This window comes from Brevundimonas sp. AVps31, from assembly GCF_058681355.1.
Map to the genome: position 1 here is coordinate 1,247,144 of NZ_CM178736.1, position 14,789 is coordinate 1,261,932.

Genomic DNA, 14,789 nt, shown 5'->3' on the forward strand with positions numbered 1-14,789 from the left:
CCGAAAAGATTCGGGTCACGGGGTCAGACGGGCGCGGCCGCCACGTCTTCCAGCAGGGCGGCGAAGCGGCGCAGGGCCTCGCTGGCCAGCTCCGGGTGGTAGCGCATCGGCGTCGAGGCGCCGGGCTCGTCAAAGGCGTGGGTGCCCTCGGCGATCCAGGTTTCGACCTCGGCGCCGCAGTTGCGGACCATGGCGTGCACCCGTTCGGCGTTGCGGACGGTGGTCAGGTGATCGCCCCTCGAGATGACGGCCAGGGTCTTCGGACAGTGGGTCCACGGCCGCATCCGGTTGTTCGCGCCGAGGCCGATATAGGGATAGGCCAGATAGGCCCCGATCACCCCCTTCAGGGACACCGCGCCGGGGTCGGCGACGCCCAGCGCGCCGGGCCCGCGTGGCGCGCTCATCGCCTCCATGATCCCCCAGCCGCCATGGCTCCAGCCGGCGAGGACGATCTTGTCCGCATCGACGTCCCGCCTGCGGGACACGCCGTTCAGCGCGGCCAGCACGTCGCCCGCGCGCCGGTCGCCGTGCATGGTCAGGCCGGTGCAGACGGTCATCAGGGCGCGACGGCGGCTCCAGCCCCTCGCCCCCCAGGAATCGACGATGAAGGCCCGCCAGCCGACCGCCGTCGCGGCCTCCGCATAGTGGCCCATATAATCCCGAAGGCCGCCACAGCCGTGGAACAGGATCACCGCCGGGCGCGGGCGATCGTCGTCGGGCCCGACGACCGTCAGGCCGCGTTCGAGCAGAGTCCAGCGGGCGGCGAGGGTGTCCATGGACGGAGCTTAGCGGGAAGGGCCGCAGCCCAGCCAGTGATTAGTGGTTGGTGATGAGTGGTTCGATGCCGCCACCGACGGGTGTCGTCCTGATGCGGGCCGTTCGGCAGCCACTCTCCAATCACCAACCACCAATCACTTGCCGGCGCCCTGCCGCCTGCAGACGGCGCGGCTGTCAGTGCCGGAACACCCGCACGCCGGTGAAGGCCATGGCGATGTTCTTCTCGTCGGCGGCGGCTATGACCTCGGCGTCGCGCATCGAGCCGCCGGGCTGGATCACCGCCGTGGCGCCCGCCGCGACCGCTTCCAGCAGGCCGTCGGCGAAGGGGAAGAAGGCTTCCGAGGCGCAGGCCGAACCCTCGGCCAGCGAGGTGGTCAGACCCTTGGCCTCGCCCGCCTCCCTGGCGCGGATGGCGGCGATGCGGGCGCTGTCGCGGCGGTTCATCTGGCCGGCGCCGATGCCGGCGGTCTGGCCGTCCTTCGCATAGACGATGGCGTTGGACTTGACGTGTTTGGCCACGGTGAAGGCGAACAGCATGTCCTGGATCTCGGTCGGCGTCGGTTGGCGCTTCGTCACGATCTTCAGGTCCGAAGGCTTGATCAGCGAGCGATCACGCGACTGCACCAGGAAGCCGCCGGCCACGCTGCGGAACACCTCGCCCGGACCGTGCGGGTCGGGCAGGCCGTCGGTGATCAGCAGCCGCAGGTTCTTCTTGGCGGCGAAGACCTCCTTGGCCTCGTCGTCGGCGCCGGGGGCGATGACGACCTCGGTGAAGATGCCGGTGATGGCGCGGGCGTCGTCGCCGTTCAGCGGGCGGTTGACGGCGATGACGCCGCCGAAGGCCGAGACGGCGTCGCATTCCAGCGCGCGGGCATAGGCGTCCGAGAGGTCCTTGCCGACCGCCACGCCGCAGGGGTTGGCGTGTTTGACGATGACCACGGCCGGCTGTTCGAACTCGGCGACCAGTTCATAGGCGGCGTCGGCGTCGGCGATATTGTTGTAGCCCAGCTCCTTGCCCTGGATCTGGGTGGCGTAGGCGACGCCGGGGCGCGCCTCTCCGGTGCGGTAGAAGGCGCCCGTCTGGTGCGGGTTCTCGCCGTAGCGCAGGGTCTGGGCCAGCGAACCGGCGATGGATTTGCGGGCCGGGGCGGCGTCCTCGACCTGGCCGGCGAACCAGCCGCTGACGGCGGCGTCATAGGCGGCGGTGCGGGCGAAGGCGCGGGCGGCGAGGCGCTTGCGCAGCTCCAGGGTCGTGGCGCCGTCGGCGTTGAGGGCCTCCAGCACCTGATCCACCGCATCCTTGTCGACGCAGACGGCGACGTAGCCGTGGTTCTTCGACGCCGAGCGGATCATGGCCGGGCCGCCGATGTCGATGTTCTCGACGGCGGCCTCAAAACCCCCGCCGGAGGCCACGGTGGCCTCGAACGGATAGAGGTCGATCCAGGCGATATCGATGCCGCCGATGCCGTGCTCGGTCATGGCGGCGGCGTGGGACGGCTGGTCGCGGACGCCCAGCAGGCCGCCGTGGACGACGGGGTGCAGGGTCTTGACCCGTCCGTCCATCATCTCCGGGAAGCCGGTCAGGTCGGCCACATCCTTCACCGGCAGGCCGAAGCCGGCGATGGCGGCGCGGGTGCCGCCGGTCGAGACCAGTTCGACGCCCAGATCGTGCAGGGCGCGGGCCGCGTCCTCCAGCCCCGTCTTGTCGCTCAGCGAAATCAGCGCGCGCTTCGGCGCCACGCGGTCCGGCGCGGGGGGAAAGTCGGGAGCGGCGGGCATGGCGACGTCCGTGATCTGGAATGAGGTCGGGGAGACGCGCGGGGCTCTAGCACTGTCCGGCCAAGGATTGAACCTTGGAGGTCAGATCAGGTCCGAAAAGTCGACCACCGTGACCGGCGCCCGGCCCATGGCCGCCAGGGCCTTGCGGAACTGGTCCTGCGCCAGCGCGGTCGTCGCCGTATTGGTCAGGGGGTGGAAGTTGACGATGTCGGCGTCCCACAGGGCCTTGTCGAGGACGAAGGTCAAGCGCTGGTCGGGGTCGTTGATCAGGGCCAGGGCCGTGACCGAGCCGGGGCGGACGCCGAGGGTTTCGTACAGCAGGGCCTCATTGCCGAAGGACAGGCGGTCCGAGCCGATCGTCTTCGGGGCGCGCTTGAGATCGACCACCGTGTCCTGCCGGGCCGAGATCAGCCACAGCCGACCCTTCTTGTCCTTGAGGAACAGGTTCTTGGTGTGGGCGCCCGGCATGGACGCCTTGAGCTCCAGCCCTTCCTCGACGCGGAAGACGGCCGGGTGGTCGTGCGTCGTCTGCTCAATGCCCTGATCGGCCATCCACGCCAGCAGGCGGTCGCGGTCGTACAGGGGTTCGGACACGGTCGGCTTGTCTTCGGTCATCGGGCTTCGGTAGGGAGGGGGACGCTTTCGCTTACCTCCCGGAGACCGCCTGTGGAACTGGAATGCTATCCGATGACCCAGCGGCCGCCGGATCTGGTTCCGGGCCGGGTGTCGCGCGACTGGATGGATGTGTTCGCCCAGCGGCATCCGTACCGCTGCCTGCCGCTGAGCATGGCCAATACGACAGGGTGGGAAATCCTGTGCCCGTTCACCTTCACAGCGGACTGGAACGGCGGCCCGTCGCAGGACGACATCACGATCACGCCGGAGCGGCCCAACCCGCACCTGCACCATTTCGTGACCTCGCATTTCTCGCGCGGGGTGCTGACCCTGCATCCGCAGTATCTGTTCCGCACGCCGCCGGGCTGGGGGATGCTGGCGGGCGGGGCGCCCAACCATGTGAAGGACGGGATCCAGCCTCTGGTCGGCCTGATCGAGACCGACTGGCTGCCCTTCCCCTTCACGATGAACTGGATTTTCACCCGGCCGGGCAAGGTGACGTTCCAGAAGGGCGAACCCTTCTGCTTCATCACCCCGTTCGAGCACCGCAAGGTCGAGACCTTCCAGCCCGTGATCCGGACGATGGAGTCCAACCCGAACATGAAGGGCCAGTATGAGGCCTGGCTGAAGGCGCGCAGCGACTTCAACAGCCGGCTGGCCTCGGGCGACCCGGACGCGGCGCGGGAGGCCTGGCAGCGGTTCTACTTCAAGGGCGAAATCCCCGAGGCGCTGGGGACGGCCCCGGCGACGCACACCAACAAGCGGCGGCTGAAGAGTCCCCGGGTCGGGTAAGGAAGTGGCTGGCTAGTGGCTAGTGGCTGGCTACCAGCCACTAGCCGCCAGGCCTCAGCTGCGCGGGACGCGCGAGCCGAGGTTGTTGACGACCTCACGGGCGTCGAAGGCGTTGGGGTCGCCGGCGGGCTTGGAGCCGCGGCCGAGGACGATCTCGGACGTGGCCTCGAAGCGATCGACCTCGCGGACGTCGAAGTCCGGGCCGAACGGATCGCGGAAGCCGCCCCACGGGCTCCAGAAGCCGCGACGGTTGTAGTAGCGCCACGAGGGACCCCAGAACGGGCTGTACCGGTCATAATAGAAGGGGTCTGGCGTGCCCTGCAGGCGGACGTCGCGGTCGGTGGCGCGGTTGACGGTGGCGAACCAGTCGTGGCCGCTTTCCAGCGTCAGTTCGGCGGCGCGCAGCAGCAGCGACATCTCGACCTGCTCGCGCGAGGTCACCGAATTGCCGGCGAAGGACACGCGATAGCGATCGGCGTCGACGCGTTGTTCGGAATAGCCGTAGCGGGTGTTCGGACCGACGGGGCCATAGGGCGTGGCGGACGCGCAGGCGGAGAGTGCGAGTGCGGCGGCCGTCACCAGAAGTACAGGCTTGAGGAAACGGGTTTGCATGGGATGCTCCTTGACGCTCGATAAAGCGCCCTGTCGGCTGAACGGGACATGAACAACCCGGTTCCCCGGATCAACAAGTCCTTATAAACGCGAAAGAATAAGCACGGCGGCGGCGATCAGCAGAACGCCGGTCAGGAGAGCGAAGCCCTTGCGGAACCGGGGTTCCGACATACGCCGGGCCAGCGCCGCTCCCCCCAGACCGTAGGCGGACATGCTGATCACGTCCATGCCGATGGTGGCGAGGGCGAACAGGGCCAGTTGCGGCGCGGCGGGCCGGTTCACATCGAGGAAGGGCGGCAGGACGGCGGTGAAGAAGAGGATGGCCTTGGGGTTGGCGATCTGCACCATGAAGCCGTCGACAATCGCGCTGCGACCCATTCTGACGGTGGGGGCGTCCGGATCGGCCGCGGTGGCGAAGGCGCCGCGCAGGGCCTTGTAGCCCAGCCAGGCGACGTACAGCGCCCCGGCGACGGAGATGAAGCGGAAGACCTGCGGGAAGGCGATGACCAGGGCGCCGAGACCCAGGGCCGCCGCGCCGAACCAGACCAGGGTGGCGGCGTTCATGCCGACCACGCCCGCCATGGCGCCGGCCTTGCCGCGCTGAACCCCGTTGGCGACAGAGAAGACATTGGCCGGCCCCGGCGTGACGGCCATCACGGCCATCACGCCCAGGAAGGTCACGTACAGATGCGGATCGACGGGCAGGACCATGCGCCGATCCTGTCGGACCGGCGCTGTCGCGGGTCAAGCGGTCAGATGGGGTTCAGGTCGCCGAGGGGGCGGTGACCGGAGCTTCCACGGGAACATCGACCTCGACCTCGTCGTCCAGATTGATGCTGATCTCGCCGCCGGTCGCGTCGTCGATGGCGTCCAGCGCCTCGCCGACCGCATAGTCGGCGACCAGACCGTAGGTGGCCAGATGCTCGGGGTCGGTGGAGGCCCAGGCGCCGTTGGTGGCGACGCCCTCGGCGACCTGCAGCGCGCCGGAGTCGGCGACGCCGGCCATGGCTTCGGCGACAATGCCCTCGATATCCACCTCGGCCAGCGCCGCGCCCGCGATGGCGCCGACGTGCTGGGTGACGGTGTCGGTGAAGGCGGCCACGTCGGGCTCGTAATCCAGCCAGATCTCCGCGATGCGCAGCTTGCGCTGGGCCGGGGTCAGGCTGGCGTCTTCGGCGATCGCGTCAGCGCGCTCGCCGAAGGCCTCCATGCGGGCCTCGAAGCGTTCGGCGGCGGCTTCGATGGCCGCTTCGGCGGCGGTCGAGAACGCTTCCGGCGCGGTTTGCGGATCAGCCGCGAGCGCCGCCGACAGCGGCAGGACGGCGAGGGCGGCGGCGAGGGACAGGGCCTTGATCATGGGACGGGTTCCGGGAAAGGGCAGACCCGAAGGTCCGCCCAACGCCGGTCGATCTCAAGTGAAATCGCGGTAAGGCTTATTCGCCCGCGCCGGTCTCGCCATCCGGATCCTCGCCGGTGATCAGGCTCTGGGCGATCTGGCCGGACACCATGCCGGCGATCATCGCGGCGCCCTGGGCGGCTTCCTCCGGGCTGGTCCCGTCGGCGGCGGCGCGCATCATGATGACGGCCTGAAGCGAGGTCGTGAATTCATCGATGACCGGCTGATGCCCGGCGATCAGGGCGCGGATGCGGGTTTCCTTGTCGGCGTCGCTCAGGGCGGCGTCGTCGCGGATCTCTTCAGCCTGGGGCTCCAGCTCTTCCATGGCCGCTTCCAGCGCTTCGCCGGCGGCCTGCATGCGGGTCATGAGCGCGGTCTGTTCCGGGGTCGGCGCGGGCGTCGGAGCCGGCGCGGCGGCGGCGGCCGGGGGTGCGGGCGGCGCGACCGGGGCCTGCTGGGCGAAGACGGGCGTTGCGACCGCCAGCAGGGCGGAGGCGGCGAGGGCGAGACGCAGGGACATCGGGTCACTCACGAAAACGAAAAAGCCACGGCGGCCTTGCGGGCCACCGTGGCGGATTTCGTCGGCGATGGCGAGCCGCGATTGCGGCTCGGCCTCAGCCCTTGTTGCGGGCGTCGCGCTTGCCCAGCACGCGCAGGCGCAGGGCGTTCAGCTTGATGAAGCCCTCGGCGTCATGGTGGTCATAGGCCTGAACGCCCTCCTCGAAGGTGACGAGGTCCTGGTCATAAAGGCTCTGGGGGCTCTCACGGCCGATGATCGAGACATTGCCCTTGTAGAGCTTGACCCGGACCGTGCCCGAGACCTTGGCCTGGGAATAATCGATGGCGGCCTGCAGCATCTCGCGCTCGGGCGAGAACCAGAAGCCGTTGTAGATCAGGTGGGCGTATTTGACCGCCAGCTCGTCCTTCAGATGCATCGCGCCGCGATCCAGGGTGATGGACTCGATGCCGCGGTGGGCGGCCAGCAGGATGGTCCCGCCCGGGGTCTCGTAGACGCCGCGCGACTTCATGCCGACGAAGCGGTTTTCGACCAGGTCGAGGCGGCCCACGCCGTTGTCGTGGCCATACTGGTTGAGGGCGGTCAGCAGGGTGGCCGGGCTCATGGCCTCGCCATTGATCGAAACCGCGTCGCCCTTTTCGAAGCCGATGGTGATGACGGTCGGCGTGTCCGGCGCGTCTTCCGGCGAGATGGTGCGCTGGTGCACGAACTCGGGGGCCTCGACCGCCGGGTCTTCCAGCACCTTACCCTCGGACGAGGAGTGCAGCAGGTTGGCGTCGACCGAGAAGGGGGCCTCGCCGCGCTTGTCCTTGGAGATCGGGATCTGGTGCTTCTCGGCGAAGTCCAGCAGGGCCTCGCGGCTGCGGAACTCCCACTCGCGCCAGGGGGCGATGACGTGGATGTCCGGGTCCAGACCATAGTAGCCCAGCTCGAAGCGGACCTGATCATTGCCCTTGCCGGTCGCGCCGTGACAGACGGCGTCGGCGCCGACCATCTTCGCGATCTTGATCTGGCGTTTGGCGATCAGGGGGCGCGCGATCGAGGTGCCGAGCAGGTACTGGCCCTCATAGACGGTGTTGGCGCGGAACATCGGGAAGACGAAGTCGCGGACGAACTCCTCGCGCAGATCGTCGATGAAGATGTTCTCGGGCTTGATGCCCATCTTCAGGGCCTTCTCGCGCGCCGGCCCCAGTTCCTCGCCCTGGCCCAGGTCGGCCGTGAAGGTGATGACCTCGGCATTATATTCGGTCTGCAGCCACTTCAGGATGATCGAGGTGTCCAGACCGCCGGAATAGGCCAGCACGACCTTCCTGACGGACTTCTTCGGAGCGGAGGACGACGACATGGGCAGGATCCTTCGGCGAACGCGGGGAGGCGTTCTCATTGCGCGCGCTTAAAGGGCCTGACGCCCTGTGATGCAAGGGCGGGAATGGGGCGAAGGCCGCGGCGTCCATGCCCGGGCGGGCGTTCCGGGCCACTCAGGGCGATCTGACGGATCGCGATTTGTCGGACGCCCCCGGAATTGATCGTCCGAATCGGGGGCGCTCACCGCCGAATTCTCCTGTGGATTCTCTGCTTGTCATACCGCAGCGACATGGGCGGGCGGAGGCCGCAAGGCGTTGAAATGCGACCGGAATGTGGCCCAACCGATGTTCGACGGGTAAGATTCGGTCAATCTCTCCTAAGGGCGGTCTTAAGCTTTCGCGCGCAAGGGTTGGGTCGTGATCCCCAACCGCGCCCCGTCTCCGGTCGACAAGCTGGCTCTCGCCGTCGTGCACCAGCCTGAACGCGCCACCCCCGCGCCCGCCGGCGCGCGTGAGGAGGCGCTGCGTTTTCTGCTGCAGACCGCCGCCGACGCCGGGGTGACGGTGGTGGCGACCCGGCCGGACGGCGACGGCGAGCGTCTGCTGGGTCAGGCCTGGCCCTTCCCCACGCCGTTCAAGGTCACGGTCCGCACCGTCTCCATCGAAGAGGGCATCGACCGGGTCGAGGCCCGCGCCCGCCGCTCGCTGGAGCGTATGGGCCTGCCGCGCGGCGATGCGCTGCTGGCGTCGAAGGCGTCTGATCTGGTGGGGGCCGAAGGGCGCGCCCTGTGGGATCGGATGCAGGCGCTGAAGGATCGCGGCCTGTTCCGCCGCATCGGCTTCTGCGCCACCGTCGAGGATGGCCCCGCCCTGCTGGCGCGCCGCTTCCAGCCGGACGTGGTGCAACTGCCGTGCAACCTGCTTGATCAGCGGGCGCATCGCTCCGGCGCGCTGGACGAGATCGCCGAACTGGGCGCCGACATCCATCTGTCCTCCGTGTTCGCGGGCGGCCTGATGTTCATGAGCGGCGACGCCCTGCCGCCGGCCATGGCGCATCACGCGCCGCAGCTGTCGCGCATCCGTCGCCGTCTGGCCGAAGCCCGGGTCGATCCGATGCAGGCGACGCTGGCCTATACCCTGGGCCTGCCGCAGGTCTCGGCCGTGGTCGCCAGCGCGGCGTCGGCCGCCGAGGTGCGCGCGGTCGTGGCCGCCGCCCACGCCCAGGCGCCCGCGCTGGACTGGCAGTCGCTCCAGCTCGAGCACCCGGCCGCCGTAGCGGCCGGGCCTCGCGCCCGGATCAGTAGCGCAGCCTGATCCCGACATAGCCGGACCGTCCCGGCTCGCCGTAGTTCAGCACCTGCTGGTAGTGCTCGTCGGCCAGGTTCTCGACCCGGGCCGTCAGGGTGACATTGTCCGTCAGCGCATAGGCCGCGTTCAGGTTGGCCGTGACGAAGCCGTCGCGCACGCCGCCGCTGTCATCCTGATCGCCTTCCGCCCGCACCGTCAGGGCGCCCGACAGACGGTCGCCCGTCCAGCCGAGGGTGGCCGAACCGGATTGCTCCGGCACGCGCAGCAGGCGGGCGCCGGTGGTCTCGTCCTGTGCGTCGGTCCAGGCGTAGGCCAGCGTCAGATCAAAGCCGCCGCCCAGCAGGGCCCGGCCTTCCAGCTCCACCCCGTCCGTCGCCGTCTCGGCCACGTTGATGTAGTAGCTGTCGAAGGTCACCGTATCGAAGAAGTAGGTGATCTGGTCCTCGACGCCGAGGTGGTAGGCCGTGGCCCGGCCCTCGATGCGGCCGTCCGCCGACCGCCAGCCGATGGCGACTTCATAGCCCTCGGCCTTTTCCGGACGCAGGGTCGGGAAGGGGATGGCGGCGAAGCAGAAATCGCACGCGGCCTGACTGACCGACGGCGCCTTGAAGCCGGTGCCGTACGCGCCCGACAGGGTGAAACCGTAGCCCAGATCCCAGGCCGCCGAGATCCGGCCCGTGGTCTCGGCGCCGAAGTCATCGGTGCTGTCGTAGCGCAGGCCACCGGTGACGCTCAGGGCGTCCGAGAGCTGGTAGCGGCCGGTGGCGAAGACCGAGCTGGTCCCCAGATCGACGTCGGCGCCGGTCGACAGGCTGCCCTGGCTTTCCTCACGCTCGGCGCCGAAGGCGTAGGTGGCCGCGCCGGTCTCGCCGTTGGCCTGCCAGCGGTAGGCCTGACGGTTAGCCTGGAAGACCGAGCCGAAGGCGCTGAAGGTCTGGCGCTCGATGTCCGAGCCCGAGACGCTGAACTGGTGTTCCAGGCCCAGGGCGTCGACGGTGGCGCGGACCACGCCCGACCACTGTTCCGATTCCGAGCGGTCGTCGTTGTCGGCGACGGGGAAACCGTTATCGAGGTCGGCTTCGCTCTTCGACCAGCGGGCCGAACCGTCCAGCGTCACCGTCGGGGAGACGGCGTAGCGGCCGCGCACGCCTACGGTGGTGTTGTCGAAGCCGTCGGCCTCCGGATTGCCGTTGGCCTCGTCGGCGGCCGAGATGCCGTCGGTGGTGAAGCGCGAGACGTAGCCGCCCAGCGCCCAGGTCTCATTGGCCACGCCCACGGCCACGCGGCCGCGCAGGGTGTCGAAGCTGCCGGCCTCGGCCTCGGCGCGGAGGCCGTCGATCTCCTTCGTGGTGAAGGCGATCACGCCGCCGATGGCGTCGGAGCCCCACAGCGACGATTGCGGGCCGGACAGGACCTCGATCCGCTCGATGTCGCCCAGGTCGAAGCCCGAGAAATCATAGGCGCCGTTAGGCTCGGCCGCGTCGTTGACGGGCGCGCCGTCGACCAGAACCAGGGTCTTGCCCGGCGTGGCGCCGCGCATGCGGACCTGGGCGACGCCCCCGAAGGCGCCCGACCGGGTCACGGACAGGCCGGGGACGTCGGTCAGGATGTCGGCGGCGAAGACGGCGCCGCGCTGTTCGATGGCGGCGCTGTCGATGACCCGGGCGCCCGGGGTTTCGGCGACGATGGCCGGGATGCGGGTGGCGGTGACGATGACTTCGTCCAGGTCCGTCGCGGCGTCCTGGGCGAAGGCGGGTGCGGCGAAGGCGGACGCCATCGCGGCGGTGGTCAGAAGAATGGAGCGCTTCATGTGAGCGAATCCCCCGTTCAGGCTCCGCGAGTGCGCGCGAGGAGCCGATATGAGCGAGCCGATCCGCCGGACCCTGTGGGTCCGGACGGCGCAAGATCGGGTCGCTACGACGGAGTCTCCGCGCCTCTGCCTGGTCCCGGGCAGCGACGAGCGACATCGGCGGCCAGGTCTCCTGGCTTGCGGGTCAAAAACGGAGGATCGCGCCTTCCCGGCCCCTCCGAAGAGGAACCAGTGACGCCGAAGCCGTCAGGCCCCGGAATGATCAACCGTCTCACCGCCTACAGTTGCGGGCACAGCCACGGTTTCGCACCGTGTTCCCTTAACCGCCGGCGCGGCTTGTCGCAGTTTGTTCAGGGTCCGACAAGGCTCAGGCGTATTCGCCGGGCTGGGGCGTCGGACGCAGTCTCCCCTCGGAAATCAGCCGGGTCTGTTTGCGGCTGATCGGGCCGCCGATCTTGATGAAGAGCAGGCCTGCCGCGATCTGTAGCAGATAGCCGACGATCAGGGTCCCGTCGCTTATCGTGACATGGGCCACGGTCGTCGCGGCGCGGCTCATGACCGAACTGACGCTGATGACGAGACCGCTCAGAAGGACGGCGCCCCACCAGTATCTGAGCAGGGCGGGATCGGTTCGGCCACGCCAGCTCTCGGGATCATGACTGGATCGCCAGAGCTCGCTCGTCATCGTGTAGGGTTTCCACAACGAGATAAGGGGAACGATGAAGGACCAGACGACCCAGCCGGGCGATGTCTCGATCCCGTTCGACAGGGCGCGGGCATTACGAACCGACCGGAGATACCATTTCAGCACCAGGAAGATGCAGACCAGGTAGCAGACGAGGTAGGCGAGCGAGGCCGCCAGAGAGGTCCAGACCTCGGCCTCCGCACCGGGCAGATAGTCCGAGATCAGGCTGAACTCATCCATCGGCGCGTCGCCGGGGATTTGCCGGAGCAGGACCAGCCGGTAGGCGAACGCCGCGGCGATCGCGACCGTGCTGCCGATAAAGAGCCAGCTCCAGAGCCTGACGGTCTTCCACAGCCGATCGCTCGGCCTCGGATCGTGCTTCTTCGACATGGCGTTCCCCCGGGGCCATTCAGCATTCTAACGCGGGGTTGAGCAAGGCGCTTGAGCCGACCCGCGGCTTCCTTCACCTTGCGGCGCTTCCATGAACGCTCCCCTCGCCCACCCGCCGCAAGCCGATGTCGTCCCGTCCGTCGAGGGCGCGACGCCGTTCATGGCGCAGTATCTGACGGCCAAGGCCGGGCAGCCGGACGCCATCCTGTTCTTCCGGATGGGCGATTTCTACGAGCTGTTCTTCAAGGACGCGGAGATCGCGTCGGCGGCGTTGGGCATCACCCTGACGAAGCGGGGCAAGCATCAGGGCGAGGACATCCCGATGGCGGGCGTGCCGGTGCACGCGCTGGACGGCTATCTGGCGCGGCTGATCCGGCAGGGGTTCAAGGCGGCGATCTGCGAACAGCTGGAAGACCCGGCCGAGGCCAGGAAGCGCGGCGGCAAGGCGGTGGTGCATCGCGGCGTCGTGCGGGTGGTCACGCCCGGCACCCTGACCGAGGACAGCCTGCTGGACGCGCGCGGCGCCAACCGGCTGGCGGCGGTGGCGGTGCGCAAGGGACGGGCGGCGGTGGCGGTGGTCGAGCTGGCCGGGGGGCTGGTCGATGTCGTCGCCTGTTCGCTGGACGATCTCGGCGCGACGCTGGCGTCGTTCCGGCCGTCGGAAGTGCTGGTTCCGGACCGGCTGTTCTCGGACGAGGCGACGAAGGATGCGCTGAACGGCTCCGGCGGCGTGGTGCAGGCCCTGCCGCAGGCGCTGGCCGAGCCGGTCGGCGCGCGGGTGCGGGTCGAGCGGCTGTACGGCGTGGCCTCGATGGACGGCTTCGGCGCGTTCGAGGAGGCCGAGATTTCGGCCCTCGGCCTGATCGCCGCCTATCTGGAGACGACGCAGGCCGGGAAGATCCCGGCCCTGACCCCGCCGCGCCGGTCGGGCGACACCGGCTTCCTCGCCATCGACCCGGCGACCCGGCTGAGCCTGGAGATCGACCGCACGCAGCGGGGCGAGCGCGAGGGCTCGCTGCTGGCCTGTATCGACCGGACGGTGACCTCGGGCGGGGCGCGGGCGCTGGCCGAGCGGATCGCCCGGCCGCTGCGCGACCCCATAGCGATCAACCATGGACTCGATGCGGTCGAATGGCTGCTGGAGCGCCGTGACCTGCGCCGCGATCTGCGCGACGGGCTGAAGGCCTCGTCCGACGTGGCGCGGGCGGTGTCGAGGCTGGCGCTGGGCCGGGGCGGTCCGCGCGATCTGGCCGCCATTCGCAACGGCCTGTCGATCGCGCAGGGGATCGTCGGCCTGTTCCCGCCCGGAGCCGATCCCCTGACCGGTCCGCCGCCGCGCATCGCCGCCTGTATCGACCGGATGAGCCTGTCGCCGGATCTGGGCCGGCTGCTGGCCGATCTGGCCACCGGCCTGATCGCCGAACCGCCGCATCTGGCGCGCGACGGCGGCTTCGTGAACCCCGAGTTCCGGCCCGAACTGGATGAGGCGCGTCGCCTGCGCGACGACAGCCGCCGGGTGGTCGCCGATCTGGAGGCGCGCGCCGTCGCCGAGTCCGGCGTGGCCTTCAAGATCAAGCACAATGCGGTGCTGGGCTATTTCCTCGAAACCAGCGCCAAGGCCGCCGAGCCCCTGCTGCGGCCGAGCGAGGAGAGCCCCTTCATCCATCGCCAGACCCTGGCCAATCAGGTGCGGTTCACGACGGTCGAACTGTCCGAACTGGACGCCAAGATCAGCCAGGCCGGGCACCGCGCCCTGGCCATCGAGGGCGAGGCCTTCGAGGTCTGGCGGCGCACGGTGCAGGCGCTGTCCCTGCCGCTGCAGGCGGTGGCCGAGGCGCTGGCGGAGCTGGACGCCCATGCCGCCTTGGCGGAATGGGCCGAGGAGGTGGGCGCGGTGCGACCCTCGGTGGACGACACCCTGTGCTTCGACATCACGGCGGGGCGTCACCCGGTGGTCGAGGCGGCGGTCAAGGCGGCGGGCGATCCCTATACGCCGAACAACTGTCGACTTGATGGGGCGGGCGCCGGCTGTGCGCGGCTGTCGATCGTCACCGGTCCGAACATGGCCGGCAAGTCGACCTTCCTGCGTCAGAACGCCCTGCTGGTGGTGCTGGCCCAGGCCGGGGCCTTCGTTCCCGCCAGGGCGATGCGGCTGGGCGTGGTCGACCGGCTGTTCAGCCGCGTCGGCGCGGGGGACGATCTGGCCCGCGGGCGGTCGACCTTCATGATGGAGATGGTCGAGACCGCCGCCATCCTGACGCAGGCGACGGACCGCTCGTTCGTGGTGCTGGACGAGATCGGACGGGGCACGGCCACCTATGACGGTCTGGCCATCGCCTGGGCCACGGCCGAGGCGCTGCACGACCGCAACCGGGCGCGGACGCTGTTCGCCACCCACTATCACGAGCTGGCGGCGCTGGAGACGCGGCTGGCCCATGTCTGCAATCTGTCCATGAAGGCCCGGGAATGGAACGGGGAGCTGGTCTTCCTGCACGAGGCCGCGCCGGGCGCCGCCGACCGCTCCTATGGCGTGCAGGTGGCGAAACTGGCCGGCGTGCCGGCGCCCGTGGTGGCCCGCGCCCGCGAGGTGCTGGACCGACTGGAAAGCGACAAGGCCGCCGGCGCCAACCTGACCGACCTGCCGCTGTTCGCCGTCCATGAGCCGTCGGCGCCGGAGCCGGTGCGCTCGTCGGCGGTGGATGATGCGCTGAAGGGGATCGAGCCGGACGAACTGACCCCGCGCGAGGCGCTGGAGGCCCTGTACCGCCTCAAGGGACTGGCCGCCGGATCGACAGGCCGTTGAC

General features: G+C 69.4%; 13 protein-coding genes and 1 riboswitch. Of the genes, 3 read left to right on the plus strand and 10 right to left on the minus strand.

The window, feature by feature from the left end:
* Positions 1-23 precede the first annotated feature (23 nt).
* The 3 genes from ACW174_RS06000 to ACW174_RS06010 all read right to left on the minus strand — a co-directional run bounded on the left by ACW174_RS06000 (position 24) and on the right by ACW174_RS06010 (position 3,171).
* Positions 24-776 carry a dienelactone hydrolase family protein gene (locus ACW174_RS06000; protein WP_492016798.1) on the minus strand — a complete coding sequence of 251 codons (753 nt, stop codon included), beginning with the start codon at positions 774-776 and terminating at the stop codon, positions 24-26.
* Positions 777-951: 175 nt separating this feature from the next.
* On the minus strand, positions 952-2,556 hold the full coding sequence (purH, locus tag ACW174_RS06005; protein ID WP_492016799.1) for a bifunctional phosphoribosylaminoimidazolecarboxamide formyltransferase/IMP cyclohydrolase: 1,605 nt from the start codon (positions 2,554-2,556) through the stop codon (positions 952-954).
* 81 nt (positions 2,557-2,637) lie between these two features.
* On the minus strand, positions 2,638-3,171 hold the full coding sequence (locus tag ACW174_RS06010; RefSeq protein ID WP_492016800.1) for a prolyl-tRNA synthetase associated domain-containing protein: 534 nt from the start codon (positions 3,169-3,171) through the stop codon (positions 2,638-2,640).
* Positions 3,172-3,222: 51 nt separating this feature from the next.
* Here ACW174_RS06010 and ACW174_RS06015 point away from each other — a divergent pair, with 51 nt between their 5' ends.
* Positions 3,223-3,963, plus strand: a complete 741-nt coding sequence (locus tag ACW174_RS06015; protein ID WP_492016801.1) for a DUF6065 family protein — start codon at positions 3,223-3,225, stop codon at positions 3,961-3,963.
* A 54-nt stretch (positions 3,964-4,017) separates the two neighbouring features.
* Here ACW174_RS06015 and ACW174_RS06020 read toward each other — a convergent pair whose 3' ends face one another.
* The 5 genes from ACW174_RS06020 to ACW174_RS06040 form a co-directional block, all read right to left on the minus strand.
* A complete protein-coding gene (locus ACW174_RS06020; RefSeq protein WP_492016802.1) occupies positions 4,018-4,575 on the minus strand; it encodes a CC0125/CC1285 family lipoprotein in 558 nt (185 codons plus the stop codon).
* An 81-nt stretch (positions 4,576-4,656) separates the two neighbouring features.
* Positions 4,657-5,286, minus strand: a complete 630-nt coding sequence (locus ACW174_RS06025) for a LysE family translocator (protein ID WP_492016803.1) — start codon at positions 5,284-5,286, stop codon at positions 4,657-4,659.
* Between the two features lie 52 nt (positions 5,287-5,338).
* Positions 5,339-5,932: a hypothetical protein gene (locus tag ACW174_RS06030; protein WP_492016804.1), complete on the minus strand. Its 594-nt coding sequence runs from the start codon at positions 5,930-5,932 to the stop codon at positions 5,339-5,341.
* 76 nt (positions 5,933-6,008) lie between these two features.
* Positions 6,009-6,491, minus strand: coding sequence for a hypothetical protein (locus ACW174_RS06035; protein WP_492016805.1), 483 nt, complete (start codon positions 6,489-6,491; stop codon positions 6,009-6,011).
* Positions 6,492-6,585: 94 nt separating this feature from the next.
* The gene (locus tag ACW174_RS06040; protein WP_492016806.1) at positions 6,586-7,833 is read right to left on the minus strand and encodes an argininosuccinate synthase; all 1,248 of its coding nucleotides are present in this window, start codon (positions 7,831-7,833) and stop codon (positions 6,586-6,588) included.
* A 376-nt stretch (positions 7,834-8,209) separates the two neighbouring features.
* Between ACW174_RS06040 and ACW174_RS06045 the strand changes: the two genes are divergently transcribed.
* Positions 8,210-9,106, plus strand: a complete 897-nt coding sequence (locus ACW174_RS06045; protein ID WP_492016807.1) for an aldo/keto reductase — start codon at positions 8,210-8,212, stop codon at positions 9,104-9,106.
* On the opposite strand, the gene ACW174_RS06050 is transcribed toward ACW174_RS06045, so the two are convergent.
* Positions 9,090-10,910, minus strand: a complete 1,821-nt coding sequence (locus ACW174_RS06050; RefSeq protein ID WP_492016808.1) for a TonB-dependent receptor plug domain-containing protein — start codon at positions 10,908-10,910, stop codon at positions 9,090-9,092. The genes ACW174_RS06045 and ACW174_RS06050 overlap by 17 nt on opposite strands.
* A 145-nt stretch (positions 10,911-11,055) precedes the next feature.
* Positions 11,056-11,252: riboswitch (cobalamin riboswitch) on the minus strand.
* Between the two features lie 25 nt (positions 11,253-11,277).
* The gene (locus ACW174_RS06055; protein WP_492016809.1) at positions 11,278-11,985 is read right to left on the minus strand and encodes a DUF4328 domain-containing protein; all 708 of its coding nucleotides are present in this window, start codon (positions 11,983-11,985) and stop codon (positions 11,278-11,280) included.
* Between the two features lie 91 nt (positions 11,986-12,076).
* Between ACW174_RS06055 and mutS the strand changes: the two genes are divergently transcribed.
* Entirely contained in the window at positions 12,077-14,788 is a 2,712-nt protein-coding gene (gene mutS / locus ACW174_RS06060; protein WP_492016810.1) for a DNA mismatch repair protein MutS, read from the plus strand.
* The last annotated feature ends 1 nt before the right edge of the window (position 14,789 follow it).